The organism is Stenotrophomonas sp. CCNWLW57 (assembly GCF_037203925.1).
In the GTDB taxonomy this organism is placed as follows: domain Bacteria; phylum Pseudomonadota; class Gammaproteobacteria; order Xanthomonadales; family Xanthomonadaceae; genus Stenotrophomonas; species Stenotrophomonas rhizophila_A.
Window position 1 is genome coordinate 373701 of the sequence record NZ_JBBCBJ010000004.1, and the last position, 16006, is coordinate 389706.

The 16006-nt window shown below is 67.3% G+C and carries 15 protein-coding genes; 10 read left to right on the plus strand and 5 right to left on the minus strand.

Going from position 1 to position 16006, the window contains the following annotated elements; genetic code table 11:
- Nucleotides 1-16: 16 nt before the first annotated feature.
- Nucleotides 17-811, minus strand: coding sequence for a cytochrome c biogenesis protein CcsA (ccsA, locus tag V9K91_RS12170; RefSeq protein ID WP_068850270.1), 795 nt, complete (start codon nt 809-811; stop codon nt 17-19).
- Between the two features lie 96 nt (nt 812-907).
- On the opposite strand from ccsA, the gene ffh reads away from it, so the two are divergent.
- The 7 genes from ffh to rplS all read left to right on the plus strand — a co-directional run bounded on the left by ffh (nt 908) and on the right by rplS (nt 6534).
- Nucleotides 908-2287: a signal recognition particle protein gene (ffh, locus tag V9K91_RS12175; RefSeq protein WP_068850272.1), complete on the plus strand. Its 1380-nt coding sequence runs from the start codon at nt 908-910 to the stop codon at nt 2285-2287.
- 64 nt (nt 2288-2351) lie between these two features.
- Entirely contained in the window at nt 2352-3428 is a 1077-nt protein-coding gene (locus tag V9K91_RS12180) for a nitronate monooxygenase (RefSeq protein ID WP_095363381.1), read from the plus strand.
- On the plus strand, nt 3425-4213 hold the full coding sequence (locus V9K91_RS12185) for an aminotransferase class IV family protein (RefSeq protein ID WP_095363380.1): 789 nt from the start codon (nt 3425-3427) through the stop codon (nt 4211-4213). The genes V9K91_RS12180 and V9K91_RS12185 overlap by 4 nt, the downstream gene beginning before the upstream one ends.
- Before the next feature lie 176 nt (nt 4214-4389).
- Entirely contained in the window at nt 4390-4650 is a 261-nt protein-coding gene (gene rpsP / locus V9K91_RS12190; protein ID WP_068850278.1) for a 30S ribosomal protein S16, read from the plus strand.
- A gap of 42 nt (nt 4651-4692) precedes the next feature.
- The gene (gene rimM / locus V9K91_RS12195) at nt 4693-5205 is read left to right on the plus strand and encodes a ribosome maturation factor RimM (protein WP_095363379.1); all 513 of its coding nucleotides are present in this window, start codon (nt 4693-4695) and stop codon (nt 5203-5205) included.
- A 3-nt stretch (nt 5206-5208) separates the two neighbouring features.
- Nucleotides 5209-5952, plus strand: coding sequence for a tRNA (guanosine(37)-N1)-methyltransferase TrmD (gene trmD, locus V9K91_RS12200; protein WP_093533114.1), 744 nt, complete (start codon nt 5209-5211; stop codon nt 5950-5952).
- A 174-nt stretch (nt 5953-6126) separates the two neighbouring features.
- Nucleotides 6127-6534 carry a 50S ribosomal protein L19 gene (rplS, locus tag V9K91_RS12205; protein ID WP_068850284.1) on the plus strand — a complete coding sequence of 136 codons (408 nt, stop codon included), beginning with the start codon at nt 6127-6129 and terminating at the stop codon, nt 6532-6534.
- An 84-nt stretch (nt 6535-6618) separates the two neighbouring features.
- On the opposite strand, the gene V9K91_RS12210 is transcribed toward rplS, so the two are convergent.
- Nucleotides 6619-8085, minus strand: a complete 1467-nt coding sequence (locus V9K91_RS12210) for an MATE family efflux transporter (protein WP_306989372.1) — start codon at nt 8083-8085, stop codon at nt 6619-6621.
- A gap of 64 nt (nt 8086-8149) precedes the next feature.
- On the opposite strand from V9K91_RS12210, the gene V9K91_RS12215 reads away from it, so the two are divergent.
- On the plus strand, nt 8150-8470 hold the full coding sequence (locus tag V9K91_RS12215; RefSeq protein WP_336442821.1) for a hypothetical protein: 321 nt from the start codon (nt 8150-8152) through the stop codon (nt 8468-8470).
- Nucleotides 8471-8479: 9 nt separating this feature from the next.
- Nucleotides 8480-8890 carry an RNA-binding S4 domain-containing protein gene (locus V9K91_RS12220; RefSeq protein ID WP_068850289.1) on the plus strand — a complete coding sequence of 137 codons (411 nt, stop codon included), beginning with the start codon at nt 8480-8482 and terminating at the stop codon, nt 8888-8890.
- A gap of 60 nt (nt 8891-8950) precedes the next feature.
- On the opposite strand, the gene katG is transcribed toward V9K91_RS12220, so the two are convergent.
- The 3 genes from katG to mutS form a co-directional block, all read right to left on the minus strand.
- On the minus strand, nt 8951-11188 hold the full coding sequence (gene katG / locus V9K91_RS12225; protein WP_068850291.1) for a catalase/peroxidase HPI: 2238 nt from the start codon (nt 11186-11188) through the stop codon (nt 8951-8953).
- 185 nt (nt 11189-11373) lie between these two features.
- The gene (locus tag V9K91_RS12230; RefSeq protein ID WP_095363377.1) at nt 11374-12021 is read right to left on the minus strand and encodes a DUF937 domain-containing protein; all 648 of its coding nucleotides are present in this window, start codon (nt 12019-12021) and stop codon (nt 11374-11376) included.
- A gap of 166 nt (nt 12022-12187) precedes the next feature.
- A complete protein-coding gene (gene mutS / locus V9K91_RS12235) occupies nt 12188-14743 on the minus strand; it encodes a DNA mismatch repair protein MutS (RefSeq protein ID WP_068854588.1) in 2556 nt (851 codons plus the stop codon).
- 309 nt (nt 14744-15052) lie between these two features.
- Here mutS and V9K91_RS12240 point away from each other — a divergent pair, with 309 nt between their 5' ends.
- Nucleotides 15053-15871 (plus strand): hypothetical protein, encoded by an 819-nt coding sequence (locus V9K91_RS12240; RefSeq protein ID WP_336442820.1) that lies wholly within the window; start codon nt 15053-15055, stop codon nt 15869-15871.
- Nucleotides 15872-16006 lie beyond the last annotated feature (135 nt).

Here is a 16006-nt window from a genome sequence, read left to right on the forward strand (position 1 = left end):
GCGCCGCGGCGGTTGATCAGCGCGCGCGCCCGAACACCAGTTCGATGACGAACTGGCTGCCGAAGAATGCCAGCAGCAGCAGCGCCATGGCGGTGAGGGTCCAGTGCACGGCCTTGGCGCCGCGCCAGCCATAGCGGCGGCGCCCGATCAGCAGGGTGCCGAAGACGATCCACGACAGCACGCTGAGCACGGTCTTGTGCACCAGCTTCTGCGCGAGCAGGTCGTCAACGAACAGCACGCCGGTGAGCAGGGTCAGCGTGAGCAGCGCGAAGCCCACCGCGATCACGCGGAACAGCAGGGCTTCCAGGTCTGCCAGCGGCGGCAGGGCGCGCAGCCACGGGCGGAAATCGCGGCGGCGCAGGGCGCGTTCCTGCAGCCACAGCATGATCGCCAGCAGCGCGGCCACGCTCAGGGTGGCGTAGGCCAGCAGCGCCATCCAGGCGTGGGTGGCCAGCTGCCAGCCCAGCGGGCGGCTGGGCGCATGCCCATAGCCGTGATAGACGCACAACACCGCCGCAGCCATCGGGAACACCAGCACGCCAAGCGCGGCCATGCGCCCGCGCGCGGCCACCAGCGAGGTCAGCCAGGCCATGCCCAGCCCGACCAGGGACAGCGCCGCGAAGAAGTGCATGTCCGGCCCGCCGCTGGTGTGCAGGGCCACCAGTGCGTGGTAGCTGCCGTGCAGGACCATCGCCGGCACCGCCGGCCACAGCCAGGTGGGCGAGCGGTTGGCGTCATCGCGCACCACCGCGCGCACCAGCAGGGCGGTGGCGGCCAGGTACAGCAGGGTCGCGATGAGAACGATTGTCATCGTGTCAGTTTCGCATACCCCCGGGCCGTCGGGGGAGTGCGGCGGACCCGCTATACTGTGCGTCTCTTTGTCTTTCGTTCTGAACAGGTTGCCTCCATGTTCGAGTCCCTGACCCAGCGCCTCTCCGGCACCATCGAGCGGCTGCGTGGCCGCGGTCGCCTCACCGAGGAAAACATCCGCGAGGCCACCCGCGAAGTCCGCATCGCGCTGCTGGAAGCCGACGTCGCCCTGCCGGTCGTGCAGGCCCTGGTCGAGCGCATCAAGGTGCGCGCGGTCGGCCAGGAAGTGCTCAAGTCACTGACCCCGGGCCAGGCGCTGATCAAGGTGGTGCGCGACGAGCTGACCGCCGTGATGGGCTCGGCCGCCTCCGACCTGAACCTCAATGTGCCGGCCCCGGCCATCATCCTGATGGCGGGCCTGCAGGGTGCGGGCAAGACCACCACGGTGGGCAAGCTGGCCAAGCACCTGAAGGAAAAGCGCAAGAAGAAAGTGATGGTGGTGTCGGCCGACGTCTATCGTCCGGCCGCGATCGAGCAGCTCAAGACCCTGGCCGACCAGGTGGGCGTGCTGTTCTTCCCGTCCAGCGCCGACCAGAAGCCCGAAGCCATCGTGCGCGCGGCCATCGATGATGCGCGCAAGTCGTTCGTGGACGTGCTGCTGGTGGATACCGCCGGCCGCCTGGCCATCGACGAAGCGATGATGGCCGAGATCAAGGCCCTGCACGCGGCGGTGAACCCGGCTGAAACCCTGTTCGTGGTCGATGCCATGACCGGCCAGGACGCGGCCAACACCGCCAAGGCCTTCGGTGAAGCGCTGCCGCTGACCGGCGTGGTGCTGACCAAGACCGACGGTGACGCCCGTGGCGGTGCCGCGCTGAGCGTGCGCTACATCACCGGCAAGCCGATCAAGTTTGTCGGCGTCAGCGAAAAGCCCGACGGCCTGGACGTGTTCCACCCGGACCGTATCGCCAGCCGCATCCTGGACATGGGCGACGTGCTGTCGCTGGTGGAGCAGGTCGAGCAGCAGGTCGACAAGGACAAGGCGCAGAAGCTGGCCGAGAAGGTCGCCAAGGGCAAGAAGTTCGACCTGAACGACATGCGCGACCAGCTCGAGCAGATGCAGAACATGGGCGGCATCGGCGGCCTGATGGACAAGCTGCCGGGCCTGGGCCAGATCCCCGAGCACCTCAAGCAGCAGGTCAGCCAGGGCAAGGAAGTGCCGCGCATGATCGCCATCATCAATTCGATGACCAAGAAGGAACGCCGCAACCCGGGCCTGCTCAACGGCTCGCGCCGTGCCCGCATCGCGCGCGGTTCCGGCCTGACTCCGGCCGACGTCAATAAGCTGATGAAGCAGTATCAGCAGATGGAAAAGATGATGAGCAAGATGGCCGGCGGCGGCATGAAGGGCATGATGCGCAGCATGAAGGGCATGATGGGTGCCATGGGCGGCCGCGGCGGCATGCCGTTCCGCTGATCAAGCGCCGGTCAGCGGGACGCCCGGCGTAGACTGTAAAGGTCGACCCCAAGGTGCGCCCCGCATGACCGACCCGCGAATCCTCGAACGCGCCGACAGTTTCTGTCGGCGTTTCTCGTTGCAGTCTCCCATTCTGCTCGCCCCCATGGCCGGCGCCTGTCCGGTCCCGCTGTCTGCGGTATTGGCCAACGCGGGCAGCATGGGCGCGATGGGCGCGGTCCTCTCGCAGCCGCAGGACATCGTGGCTTGGATGGATGCCTTCCGCGCCCAGTCCAGCGGGCCGGCGCAGGTCAATGTGTGGATCCCGGATGCCGCGCCCGCGCGCGATGCTGACGCCGAAGCCGCCACCCGGGCGTTTCTCGCACAGTGGGGCCCGGAAGTGCCGGCAGATGCCGCCGACGCCGGCCCGGCCGATTTCGATGCGCAGTTCGATGCACTGATTGCCGCCAAACCTGCGGTCGCCTCCACCATCATGGGCGTCTTCAGCGCCGCCCAGGTGCAGCGCCTGAAAGACGCCGGCATCGCCTGGTTCGCCTGCGCCACCACCTTGGCCGAAGCCCTGGCCGCCGAGGCTGCGGGTGCCGATGCGGTCGTGGCGCAGGGCTTCGAGGCCGGTGGCCATCGTGGCGCGTTTGATCCGGCGGCTGCCGAGCGCCAACTGGTGGGCCTGTTCGCCTTGGTGCCGCGCCTGGCCGACCGCCTGCAGGTGCCGGTGATCGCCGCAGGCGGCATCGCCGACGGACGCGGCATCGCCGCCGCGCTGATGCTGGGTGCCAGCGCGGTGCAGATCGGCACCGCGTTCCTGCGCACGCCCGAGTGCGCGATCGACCCGGCCTGGTCGCAGGCGCTGGCGGCCGCCGAACCGGAAGACACCTGGCCGACCCGTGCCTTCAGCGGCCGGCTCGGCCGTGGCCTGGCGACACCCTATGTGCGTGCAGCCGCCGCTCCGTCCGCGCCGCCGCCGCGCCCGTACCCGGTGCAGCGCGGCCTGACCGCGCCGATGCGCGCCCAGGCCAACCGCGAACACCGCATCGACGCGATGCAGGCGTGGGCCGGGCAATCGGCCTGGATGGCGCCCGACAAGCCGGCGGCCGAAGTGCTGCAGGCGCTGTGGGCCGACGCGCGCGGCTTGCTGGGATGAGCGTGTACTGCAACGGCCACCGCGCCAGCGCCGACGATCTGGCCGGCGCGCTGGTCAACTACGGCCACTTCACCTCGCTGCAGGTGCGCGGCGGTGCGGTGCAGGGGCTCGACCTGCACCTGCGGCGCTTGCGCCAGGGCACCGAGGAACTGTTTGGCAGCACGCTGGATGGCACCCAGGTGCAGGCTTGGATCGCGCACGCGCTGCAGGCCGAGGGCAGGGTCGATGCCTCGGTGCGGGTCACGGTGTTCTCGCAGGTATTCGATTTCCGCCAGCCGCTGCAGGTTGTGCCGGTGGATGTGCTGGTGGCGGTGTCGGCGCCGGTGACGCTGCCGGCAACGGCACGCCGCGTGCGCAGCGTGGTGTACCAGCGCGAGTTGCCTCACCTCAAGCATGTAGGCACGTTCCCGTTGTTCGAGCATCGTCGGCAGGCGCTGCAGGCCGGGTACGACGATGCAGTATTCGTGGATGCGCAGGGTGCGATCAGCGAAGGCACCACCTGGAACATCGCGTTCGGGCGTGGTGGAGACCTGGTGTGGCCGCAGGCCCCGGCATTGCGCGGAACGCAGGAGCGCCTGCTGCAGGCGGGGTGGGGCAGGGAGCCGCAGCTGGCGCCGGTGCGGTTGGACGACCTGGCCGGGTTCGACGCCGCCATTGCCTGCAATGCTGCGGGGGTGTGGCCGATCGGGAGCATTGATGGAGTGGCGTTCCCGGGGTCGGAGGCAGTCTGCGGAAAAGCCAAGGCAGTGTTGTTGCAGGCGCCGTGGGATTCCGTGTTGGGGTGAGACCGCCTGGGCCGGCCGTTGGCCGGCCCAAGCGGCGCCTGCAACCCTGCTCAACCGGCCTGAACGACCAATTCAGGTTCCCCCGCCCGGGCAGGCTTGGAATGCCCGCACCCCGCCGCTATAATCGCCGGCTTACCGCGCCATCCTGGCGACTGGGCAATAGAGGAAGCAACACCATGGTCAAGATCCGACTGACCCGCGGCGGCGCCAAGAAGCGTCCGTTCTACCACATCATCGTGACCGACTCGCGCAGCGCGCGTGACGGCCGCAACATCGAGCGCGTGGGTTACTACAACCCGGTTGCCCAGGGCGCCGAAGCCCGCATCGTGCTGGATATCCCGAAGGTCGACGCATGGGTTGCCAACGGCGCCCAGCTGACCGACAAGGTTCGCAACCTGTACAAGGAAGCGACCAAGGCCCAGGCCGCTGCGGCCTGATCCTGAAGGGCCGCGCCTGGCGCGGCCCGTCGGCATATACAGATGAAAGATACCGAGCGCCGCATCCTGCTGGGCAGGATTGTCGGCGCTTTTGGTGTGCGAGGCGAGATAAAGCTCGAGTCCTGGACCGAGCCGCGTACCGCCATATTCAACTATCAGCCCTGGATCCTGCGCACGCCCGCCGGCCAGGAGAGCACCCTCAAGGGCGCGCGCGGACGTCAGTCCGGCAAGCACCTGGTTGCGGTGTTTCCCGATATCACCGACCGCGATGTGGTCGAGTCGATGTACGGAACCGAAGTCTATGTAGCACGCAGCGCACTGCCGCCGCCGAAGGCCGACGAGTATTACTGGGTCGATCTGGAAGGTCTGCAGGTGCGTACCGTGGATGGCGTCGAACTGGGGCGGGTATCGCACCTGTTCTCGACCGGCTCCAACGACGTGGTGGTGGTGCAGGGCGACCGTGAGCGGATGATTCCGTTCGTGCAGCCGGACTTCGTGAAATCGGTGGATTTCGAGGCCAACCTGGTCATCGTTGATTGGGACCCGGAGTTCTGACCGGTGCGCATTGACGTCATCACCTTGTTCCCGGAGTTCATGGCGCAGTCTGCCGCGCTGGGCGTGGTCGGCCGGGCGGCCGAACGCGGCCTGCTGGACCTGCATGGCTGGAATCCGCGTGACTACGCCGAGGGCAACTATCGCCGGGTGGACGACCGTCCGTTCGGCGGTGGCCCGGGCATGGTGATGCTGATCGAGCCGCTGCGCGCCTGCCTGGCCGCGGCCAAGGCGGCCGACCCGGCGCCGGCGCCGGTCATTTACCTGAGCCCGCAGGGCAAGCCGCTGACCCAGGCCAAGGTCCGGGAACTGGCGGCGTTGCCGCGCATGATCCTGCTGTGCGGGCGCTATGAGGGCGTGGACGAGCGCTTCCTGGCGGCCGAGGTCACCGAGGAAATCTCGATTGGCGATTACGTCCTGTCCGGCGGTGAGCTGGGCGCGGCGGTGATCGTGGATGCCGTTACCCGGCTGCAGGAAGGCGCCCTGAACGACGCCGAGTCTGCCGCCCAGGACAGTTTCGAAGGCCCGCAGGGGCTGCTGGACTGCCCGCATTTCAGCCAGCCGGCGCAACATGAATGGGGCGATGTCCCGGACGTGCTGCGCTCGGGCAACCACGCGGCCATCGCCCGCTGGCGCCGCCAGCAGTCGCTGCTGCGGACCTGGCTGCGGCGCCCGGACCTGCTTGACGAGGCCAGCCTGTCCAAGGCCGACCGGATCCTGCTGGACCAGGCAAGGGCCGAACTGCCGTAACGCCCGCTGGGGTGGTAACTGCCCCGAAGAATGGTTAGAATTGCGGATTCCCATCAGGCCTTTGACGCCTGACGGTGGAAACCCTACAAAAAACGTGCAGCACAGTCCGGTGACTGCATGAGCCTACGTTGTCGAAACGACACGCCCACCCGAACGAACACAATCGGTGCACCCATGAGCAAGTTGAACAAAACCATCCTCTCGGACTTCGAATCCGCCCAGATCACCCGCGAGCTGCCGAAGTTCAGCCAGGGCGACACCATTGTCGTGAACGTGAAGGTGAAGGAAGGCAACCGCGAGCGCGTCCAGGCGTACGAAGGCGTCGTGATCGGCACCAAGAACGCCGGCCTGAACTCCGCGTTCACCGTCCGCAAGATCTCGCACGGCTACGGCGTCGAGCGCGTCTTCCAGACCCACAGCGCCATCATCGACTCGGTCGAAGTGAAGCGTCGTGGTAAGGTCCGCGCCGGCAAGCTGTACTACCTGCGTGGCCTGGAAGGCAAGGCTGCCCGCATCAAGGAAGATCTGGCTGCTGCTGCGCAGGCCAAGGCCGCGCGCCTGGCTGCCAAGGCTGCCCAGTAATTCCGGCGTAGGGTACCGACCGGCGGTCGGTACCTACCCAACCAGACGGCCACCTTCGGGTGGCCGTTTGCGTTTCTGCGCCATCTAACCGCGTTCGACCGCGGCAATCGGCGGCGCAGGATCGGCGACCGGCGACGGCGGCGATGCGGGAATTTCCGCGGGCGCCGCCACTTCCTGGCGATGGGCGGGCAACATGCGCGCCTTGCGCCAGCCGCCCCAGCGGTAATACGCCAGCGACATCAACATCGCGCAGAACGAACTCACCGGGAAACTCCACCACACCGCATCGGCGCCCCACTGATCCTGCAGCAGCTCGGCGAACGGCACCCGGATTCCCCACAACGAGGCGGCCAGGATCAGCAGCGGCGGAATCACCGCACCGGTGGAGCGCACCACGCCGGAGATCACGAAGTTCACGCCGAAGAACAGGAACGACCACACCGCGATGTGGTTGAGGTGGCGCGCCACGTCCAGCGCTTCGCTGCCGCTGGGCAGGAACAGTGCCAGCGAGTAACGGTCCAGCAGGATCAGCGGCAGGATCAACACGCCGGTCAGCAGGAAGTTGTACAGCACGCCGCTGCGCGCGGTGCCCCGCACCCGCGACCAGTTGCCCGCGCCCACGTTCTGCGCGGCCATCGACGAACACGCCGCACCGATCGCCATCGCCGGCATCTGCACGTAGGTCCACAACTGCAGCGAGGCACCATAGGCCGCCGCGGTATCGGTGCCGTAGCTGTTGACCATGGTCATCATCATGATCATCGACAGCGAAATCAGCACCATCTGCAGGCCCATCGGCACGCCCTTGACCACCAGCGCGCGCAGGATTTCCGTGTCGATCTTGAACAGCCGCATGTCCTTGCGCCCCAGCCACAACACATGGCGCTTGTTGCGCATGTACCAGAGCAGGCCGATCAGCGACAGCGTCTGCGCGATGAGCGTGGCCCACGCCGCGCCCGCGATCCCCAGCTTGGGGAACGGCCCGATGCCGAAAATCAGCAGTGGATTGAAGCCGATATCCAGCACCACCGACAGCAGCAGGAAGCGGAACGGCGTGCGCGAATCGCCGACGCCGCGCAGTGCCGAACTGAGGAAGGCGAACGCGTACAGCGTGGGCATGGCCAGGAAGATGATGCGCAGGTAGGCCTCGGCCAGCGGCAGGGACGCGGCAGGCGTGCCCATCGCCGCCAGAAGCGGATGCGACAGCCACCAGCCGGCGATGGCGATCACCACCGACAGCCCGATGAAGAAGGTGGCACTGGTGCCCATCACCCGCCGCGCCTGCGGGATGTCCTTGGCGCCCATCGCCTGGCCGATCAGGATGGTGGCGGCCATGCCGATGCCGAACACCGAACCGATCAGGAAGAACATGATGTTGTTGGCGTTGGCGGTAGCTGTCAGCGCCGCCTCGCCCAGGAAGCGGCCCACCCACACCGCATTCACCGAGCCGTTCAACGACTGGGCGATGTTGCCCGCCAGGATCGGCAGGGCGAACAGGAACAGGTTGCGCCCGATCGGGCCGGTGGTCAGGTCAAGCGGCGCTTTGGCCATGGGCTCTGGAGATCAAGGCGGGACAGCGGCACACTAGCACCACGCCCATCAACGGGATATCGCGATGCGCACCTCCGCGTCTCACTGCACGATCGCCGCGACAGCTGTACCCGGCACGGGACGGCGCCGGACCCGCTTGGCTGACCGGTTCATCCCCACCGTGCTGGCGCTCTTGATTGCCGTCGCGCTGCCCGCATGTTCGAGTACAGACGACCGCCTGCGCGACGCGCAGGTACGGCCGATGGACCGACCGGAATGCCAGGTCGGCAGCCAGCGCCGCGATCTGGATGCGGGGGTACCCGTACTGATTGGTGGCACCGGGTGCCGTGGCAACCCGTCGGAACCGCAACCGCTGAATCGACGACCGGCCGAGCCGGGGAGCTGAACCAACCGCATGACCGAAGCACAACCGTTGGTGGCCGCCTCCGTGCGGCTGGACGTGTGGCTCTGGGCCGCACGCTTCTTCAAGACCCGCAGCCTGGCCAAGCAGGCCGTGGAAACGGGCAAGGTGGACGTGGCCGGGCAGCGCCCCAAGTCCTCGCGCGCGGTGCGCGTAGGCGAGCAGCTGCAGATCAGCCGTGGCGATGAGGTGTATGACGTGCAGGTGCGCGGCCTGAGCGACCTGCGCGGCCCGGCGCCGGTGGCGCAGCAGCTGTACGAAGAAAGCGAAGCCTCGCGGGCGCGAAGGGCGGAGCAGCGTGCCCAGCGCGCGGCAATGAAGAACGGCTACCTCCCACCGGAGCACCGCCCCGACAAGCGCGCGCGCCGGCTGATCAAGGCCCTGGGCGATCTTGACGCGATGTAATGCGTGGGCGCGACGTAACAGGTAGCGCACGACCGTTGGTCGTGCGCCCCCAAACCCGCGTTACCGGTGCAGGTCGTACCTGTCCAGCTCCATCACCCGCGCCCAGGCAGCCACGAAGTCGTTGACGAACTTCTTCTCGCCATCCGCACTGGCATACACCTCGGCAATCGCGCGCAGCACCGAGTTGGAGCCGAACACCAGGTCGGCGCGGCTGCCGGTCCAGCGCTTACCGCCACCGTTGCGATCGATGCCTTCATAGCCATCGCCGCTGGCCTTCCACTGCGTACGCATGTCCAGCAGGTTGACGAAGAAGTCGTTGCTCAACGTGCCCGGCCGTTCGGTCAGCACGCCCTGGGTGTTGCCATCCACGTTCGCACCCAGCACGCGCAGCCCGCCCACCAGCGCGGTCAGCTCCGGCCCGGTCAGGGTCAGCAGCTGCGCCTTGTCGATCAGCAGCGCCTCGGCCGGCACGCTGTAGCGGCCCTTCACGTAGTTGCGGAAACCATCGGCATACGGCTCCAGCACCGCGAACGATTCCACGTCGGTCTGGTCCTGGCTGGCATCGGTGCGGCCCGCGTTGAACGGCACGCTGACGTCATGGCCACCGGCCTTGGCCGCCTGCTCCACGCCGACATTGCCGGCCAGCACGATCAGATCAGCCAGTGACACCTGCGCGCCGCCATCGCCCTTGAAGCCGGCCTGGATCTTCTCCAGTGCGGCCAGCACCTTGGCCAGCTGCTGCGGCTGGTTCACCGCCCAGTCCTTCTGCGGGGCCAGTCGGATGCGCGCACCGTTGGCGCCGCCGCGCTTGTCCGAACCACGGAACGTGGAGGCCGACGCCCACGCGGTGGACACCAGCTCGCCCACGCTCAGCCCCGCAGCCGCGATCTGCTGCTTCAGGGCGGACACGTCATTCGCACTGATCTGCGTTGCCGACGCTTCCGGCACCGGGTCCTGCCAGATGAAGGTTTCGGCCGGCACTTCCGGGCCGAGGTAGCGGGCGCGCGGGCCCATGTCGCGGTGGGTCAGCTTGAACCAGGCGCGCGCGAACGCATCGGCGAACAGCTGCGGATTCTCGAGGAAGCGGCGCGAGATTTTTTCGTAGGCCGGGTCCAGGCGCAGCGACAGGTCGGTGGTGAGCATGGTCGGGCGGTGCTTCTTCGACGGATCATGCGCGTCGGGAATCACTGCATCGGCATTTTTGGCCACCCACTGGTGGGCGCCGGCCGGGCTCTTGGTCAGTTCCCATTCGTTGCCGAACAGGATCTCGAAGAAGTCGTGGCTCCACTGCGCCGGGGTGCGCGTCCAGGTCACTTCCAGGCCGCTGGTGATGGTGTCGCCGCCCTTGCCGCTGCGGAACTTGTTGGCCCAGCCCAGGCCTTGGTGTTCGAGACCGGCTGCTTCGGGTTCCACGTCCACGTTGTCGGCCGGGCCGGCGCCGTGGGTCTTGCCGAAGCTGTGGCCACCGGCGATCAGTGCGACGGTTTCCTCGTCATCCATGGCCATGCGGCCGAAGGTGTCGCGGATGTCGATGGCGGCCTTGACCGGGTCCGGGTTGCCATCCGGGCCTTCGGGGTTCACGTAGATCAGGCCCATCTGCACGGCGGCCAGCGGGTTTTCCAGGTTGCGCGAGTGGATGTCACCGTCGGCATCGTCATCGGACACCAGCACGCCATGGTCTTCGACCACGCCTTCGGAGCCGTGCGCGTAGCGCACATCGCCGCCCAGCCAAGTGGTTTCGCGGCCCCAGTACACGTCCTGGTCCGGTTCCCAGGTATCGGGGCGGCCGCCGGCGAAGCCGAGCGTCTTGAAGCCCATCGATTCCAGTGCGACGTTGCCGGTGAGGATCAGCAGGTCGGCCCAGGAAATAGCCTGGCCGTACTTCTGCTTGATCGGCCACAGCAGGCGGCGCGCCTTGTCCAGGCTGACGTTGTCCGGCCAGCTGTTGAGCGGGGCGAAGCGCTGCTGGCCGCGGCCGCCGCCGCCGCGGCCGTCACCGATGCGATAGGTGCCGGCGCTGTGCCAGGCCATGCGCACGAACAGGCCGCCGTAGTGGCCGAAGTCGGCCGGCCACCAGTCCTGCGAATCGGTCATCAGCGCGGTGAGGTCGGCCTTGAGCGCGGCGTAGTCGAGCTGGGAGAACGCCTTGGCGTAATCGAAGTCGGCAGCCAGCGGGTGCGAGCGCGAGGAGTGCTGGTTGAGCAGGTCCACGCGGAGCTGGTTGGGCCACCAGTCGCGGTTGGTGGTGGCATCGCCGACAAGGGCGTGGTTGAACGGGCACTTCGCTTCGCTTTTCATGGGTGGTTACCTGTGGAGGGCGAATGTGGAATGGGCCTCGCGGGAGGCGCGAGGGCAGCCCATCCACCCTAAGCGCCGTGCGGCGATTGGTAAATTTAATTGAATCAACGGAAGTGATAGATGCCAGCTATCGTGTGCCGGCCGGGCGCGCCGATGTCCGTGCCCGGCCGGTAACAGCGGGTGCTTCAGCGCTTGCTGAGGATGCCCATCACGTCGCTCAGGCCGAACTGGCCGTCGCCATCCTGGTCGAACATGTTCAGCACGCCGCTGATCCCGCCCGCGCTGGCGGCCTGTGGGGCTTCCTGCCCGAGCGCCTGGCTGAGGTTGCTGGCGTTGCCCTGCTGTGCAAACCGCTGGGCCAGGAACGACATCACGATGGGCGCCAGGATTGCCAGCAGCTGGCCGGCGCGGCCGCTGTCCAAGCCGGTTTTGTTGCCCAGGGCCTGGGCGGCCTGCGGGGTCTGACCGCCGAAGACGTGGCCGAGGATGCCCTGGCCATTGGTGGCCGGGCCACCGGCGCCGCCGCCGAGGACGGCACCGAGGATGCCGCCGAGGTCGAACCCGCCACCGCCGCCACCGGCCAGGTGGTCTTTCTGAAGGGCATTGAGCAGGGACTGTGCGCCCTGCGGTTCGCTGGCATTGTTACCCAGGGCCCCCATGAACAGCGGGAGCGCCGCCCTGACGGCCTGCGATGTCTGGTTCTGGTCCAGGCCAAGCTGCTGCGAGACCTGCTGAAGGCCCTGGCCCTGCTGAAGCTGCTCCAAGAGGGATGCGGTGAGCGAGTTCGTGTTCACGATCGACTCCTTCGACCCGGGATGGGACCGGCGGAGCATAACGCCGCCTGCACGAAGGGAATGCGAAGGCTTCACGCGGGCCGCGAGCACGGTAGCGCCGGCCGTTGGCCGGGCCCAGGACGACGTGGGCCGGCCAACGGCCGGCGCTACCGGCAAAGGGTGCGCCCGCACCAAGCCGGTAGGTCACGACCGTTGGTCGTGCGCTTCACACCAGCGCCTTCAACCGGTACAGCGCTTCCAGCGCCTGCTTCGGGGTCAGCTCATCCGGATCAATCGCGGCCAACGCCTCCTGCGCCTTGCTGGACGGCGCAGTGAACAGCCCGAACTGCTGCGGTGCATCCAGCGCCTGCGGGGCCATGGTGGCGGCCACGGTCTCGCCACCACGCTGCTCCAGCTCGGCCAGCCGTCGCCGAGCCTGGGCCACGGTGGCGCGGGGCAGGCCGGCCAGTGCGGCCACCTGCAGGCCGAAGCTGCGGTTGGCCGGGCCGTCCTTCACCGCGTGCATGAACACCAGCGCCTCGCCGTGCTCCACCGCGTCCAGGTGCACGTTGGCAATGCCACTGATGCCGCCTTGGTGCTGCTCGTCGGCCAGCGCGGTGAGCTCGAAGTAGTGGGTGGCAAACAGCGTGTAGCAGCGGTTCTCGTACGCGAGGTGGCGGGCCACTGCGTCGGCCAGCGCCAGGCCGTCATACGTGGAGGTACCGCGCCCGATCTCATCCATCAACACCAGCGACTGCGCGGTGGCGTGGTGCAGGATGTAGCTGGTTTCGCTCATCTCGACCATGAAGGTCGATTGGCCACGTGCCAGGTCATCGCCGGCGCCGATGCGGGTCAGGATGCGGTCGATCGGGCCGATCACCGCGCGGCTGGCCGGCACGAAGCTGCCGATGTGGGCCAGCAGCACGATCAGCGCGTTCTGGCGCATGTAGGTGGATTTACCGCCCATGTTCGGGCCGGTGATGACCAGCATCCGGCGGTCGGCGTGCAGGTCGAGGTCGTTGGGTTCGAACGGCTGCTCGCGCACCGCTTCCACCACCGGGTGGCGGCCACGCTCGATGCGCAGGCACGGGGCGGTTTCCAGCTCCGGGCGCGCCCAGTCCAGCGCCTGCGCGCGTTCGGCGAAGCCGGCCAGCACGTCCAGTTCGCTGAGCGCGGCGGCGCACTGCTTGAGCGGTTCCAGTTCGCCCGCCAGCGTATCGAGCAGCTGTTCGTACAGCAGCTTTTCGCGCGTCAGCGAACGTTCGCGCGCCGACAGCACCTTGTCTTCGAACGACTTCAGTTCTTCGGTGATGTAACGCTCGGCATTGGTCAGGGTCTGGCGGCGGGTGTAATGCACCGGCGCCTTTTCGCTCTGGCCCTTGCTGATTTCGATGTAGTAGCCATGCACGCGGTTGTAGCCGACCTTCAGCGTGGCGATGCCGCTGCTGGCGCGCTCGCGCTGTTCCAGGTCGATCAGGAACTGGTCGGCATGGGTGGACAGGCGGCGCAGTTCGTCGAGCTCGGCGTCATAGCCTTCCGCGATCACGCCACCGTCGCTGAGCTTCATCGGCGGGGCAGTGGCGATCGCCGAGGCCAGCAGGTGCGCGCACTCGTCATGCGAGCCCAACGCCTCGCGCAGGGCGACCAGGCGCGGCGAATCCAGCGGTGCCAGCACCGCGCGCACCTCCGGCAGCAGGCCCAGGCCATCGCGCAGCGTGGAGAAGTCGCGCGGGCGCGCCGAACGCAGCGCCACGCGGGTAAGGATGCGTTCGAGGTCACCCAGCGCACGGAACGCCTCGCGCACGTCACTGTCGGCACCGCGGTCGATCAGCGTGGCCACCGCATCGTGGCGCTGCACCAGCACCTCGCGCAGGCGCAGCGGGCGGTGCAGCCAGCGGCGCAGCAGGCGCCCACCCATGGGAGTGACCGTGGTGTCCAGCACACCCAGAAGGGTGTTGCGGGTATCGCCGTCCACGCGCGTATCCAGCTCGAGATGGCGGCGGGTGGCCGCGTTCATCGCGATCGCCTCGCTCGCCGTTTCGGTGGAAATGGAGGTCAGGTGCGGCAGGCGCTGCTTCTGGGTTTCCTCGACATAACCAAGGAGGGCGCCGGCAGCGGCGGTAGCGCGCGGCTTGTCGTCGATGCCGAAGCCGGTCAGGTCATGCAGCTTGAAGAAGGCCAGCAGCTGGCGGCGGCCGCTGTCGGCGTCGAACAGCCACGGCGCGCGGCGGCGGATGCCACTGCGATGCTTGAGGAATTCCGGCCAGTTCTCTTCATCGGGCACCAGCAGCTCGGCCGGTTCCAGGCGGGCCAGTTCGGCCTCCAGCGCGTCGTCGGAATCGACCTCGTTGACCAGGAAGCGGCCACCGGCCAGGTCGGCCCAGGCCAGGCCGTAGCCGTTCTTGCCACGCGACAGCGCCATCAGCAGGGTATCGCGGCGCTCATCCAGCAGCGCCTCGTCGGTGACGGTGCCGGGGGTGACGATCCGCACCACCTTGCGCTCGACCAGCCCCTTGGCCAGCGCCGGGTCGCCGATCTGCTCGCAGATGGCCACCGATTCGCCCAGCGCCACCAGCCGCGCCAGGTAGCCCTCGTAGGCATGCACGGGCACCCCGGCCATCGGGATCGGCGCGCCGCCGGAGCTGCCGCGCTGGGTCAGGGTGATGTCCAGCAGCCGGGCCGCCTTGCGGGCGTCGTCGTAGAACAGCTCGTAGAAGTCGCCCATGCGGAAGAACAGCAGCAGGTCCGGGTAGCCGGACTTGGCGGCAAAGAACTGCTTCATCAGCGGGGTGTGTTCAGCGGGCTTCTGGGTCACGCGGGGTCCATCGGTGGCGGGGCCTTGGGCAGGCCGGACTCCACATTGTAGGGGAGGGCAGCACCGAAGGCCGCCCGGACCGGACCGCGGGACCGGCGCTTCCGCCTGCGGCAGGCACCGAACTGAACGGTAGGGTCGGTCGCAAGACGACCGCCGATGACACGTCCGCGCCCGGTAACGCATGACGTTAAGCGGAAAGGTGACTCGGGTTGCGGCCGATGATCGCCTGGACGCATATCACCGGCCGCAAAGCCCCCCCTTTGATAGCATCGCCCCATGAAGATCAAGTACCGCTTCGTCTTCGCATGGACGGAGGCGCGAGGTTCCCAACTTTCTGCCTTGGGGCTCAAGGTTGAGCCCTCTGGTGGACCTCTGCCGCAAACAGGTGGTATCGGAGTTGGTCATGCGGTTGAAGGCGCGCCGGGCTGGAGCGAGGCATGCAGTCTGGTTCGCTCGTGGGATGGGCGGGCTACGGTGACTACAGAGTTCACTGCTTCTGAGGTGAATACTGCTTCTCACTGTGCATTGGTTGTTGTCCATGCCAGCGGGTATCCGCAGCCAGAACACGACTTCTCTTATCGCGAGGTGACCTACGACACAAGCGAGCGCTGCTCGAAGTGTGGGGAGGGGGCAGTGCAGGTCGCGCCTTTTAGGGTTAAGAAGAGCCTGAAGTGGGGCCGAAACGCCTTCTTGAAGCTCAACTGGATTGAGGAGGCTTGCTTCATGCAGACCTCTGTCTGGAAAGAACACCTTTCAGGTCTCGGGGTTTGTGCGCTTCCTGTGGAAGACCCCAAGGGGCAACCATTGGATGATGTGGTTCAGTTGGATCTAGGGCCTACGGTTCCGCTCTCCATGGGGGGGGTGAGAGGGATTCCTTGTGAGAAATGCCGGAGAGAGATTCATCCATGGCACGATCGCGGGTTCTTTCCTGCTCCGTTAAGCCCGCCGGACGCGCCAATCTTTCGAAGCTTGCAGCGGTTCGGGGTTGAACGCCAAGCCACTAATGCAATTTTCGTAAGTCCTGAGGTAGCAAAGGCGATCAAGGGGGCTGGGCTGAGAGGGGCGGAATTGTGGCCTTGTATGCCGCCAGAGTAACTCTGGAAAGCGACTGCTGGTAGGGTCGGTCGCAAGACGACTGCCGATGGCCCATCCACGCCCGGTAATGCATGAGCTTGAACGGTGACGTTGCTCCGGTCTCGCCCCATGCGCCACCGGGCGTTGCTCGTCTAC

Coding starts and splice junctions, on each gene's coding strand:
- rplS (WP_068850284.1), top strand. CDS start 6,127: ATGAGCAAGTTGAACAAAACCATCCTCTCGGACTTCGAATCCGCCCAG.
- V9K91_RS12215 (WP_336442821.1), top strand. CDS start 8,150: ATGCGCACCTCCGCGTCTCACTGCACGATCGCCGCGACAGCTGTACCC.
- V9K91_RS12220 (WP_068850289.1), top strand. CDS start 8,480: ATGACCGAAGCACAACCGTTGGTGGCCGCCTCCGTGCGGCTGGACGTG.
- V9K91_RS12240 (WP_336442820.1), top strand. CDS start 15,053: ATGAAGATCAAGTACCGCTTCGTCTTCGCATGGACGGAGGCGCGAGGT.
- ccsA (WP_068850270.1), bottom strand. CDS start 811: ATGACAATCGTTCTCATCGCGACCCTGCTGTACCTGGCCGCCACCGCC.
- ffh (WP_068850272.1), top strand. CDS start 908: ATGTTCGAGTCCCTGACCCAGCGCCTCTCCGGCACCATCGAGCGGCTG.
- V9K91_RS12210 (WP_306989372.1), bottom strand. CDS start 8,085: ATGGCCAAAGCGCCGCTTGACCTGACCACCGGCCCGATCGGGCGCAAC.
- V9K91_RS12185 (WP_095363380.1), top strand. CDS start 3,425: ATGAGCGTGTACTGCAACGGCCACCGCGCCAGCGCCGACGATCTGGCC.
- rimM (WP_095363379.1), top strand. CDS start 4,693: ATGAAAGATACCGAGCGCCGCATCCTGCTGGGCAGGATTGTCGGCGCT.
- rpsP (WP_068850278.1), top strand. CDS start 4,390: ATGGTCAAGATCCGACTGACCCGCGGCGGCGCCAAGAAGCGTCCGTTC.
- mutS (WP_068854588.1), bottom strand. CDS start 14,743: ATGAAGCAGTTCTTTGCCGCCAAGTCCGGCTACCCGGACCTGCTGCTG.
- V9K91_RS12230 (WP_095363377.1), bottom strand. CDS start 12,021: ATGCTCCGCCGGTCCCATCCCGGGTCGAAGGAGTCGATCGTGAACACG.
- katG (WP_068850291.1), bottom strand. CDS start 11,188: ATGAAAAGCGAAGCGAAGTGCCCGTTCAACCACGCCCTTGTCGGCGAT.
- V9K91_RS12180 (WP_095363381.1), top strand. CDS start 2,352: ATGACCGACCCGCGAATCCTCGAACGCGCCGACAGTTTCTGTCGGCGT.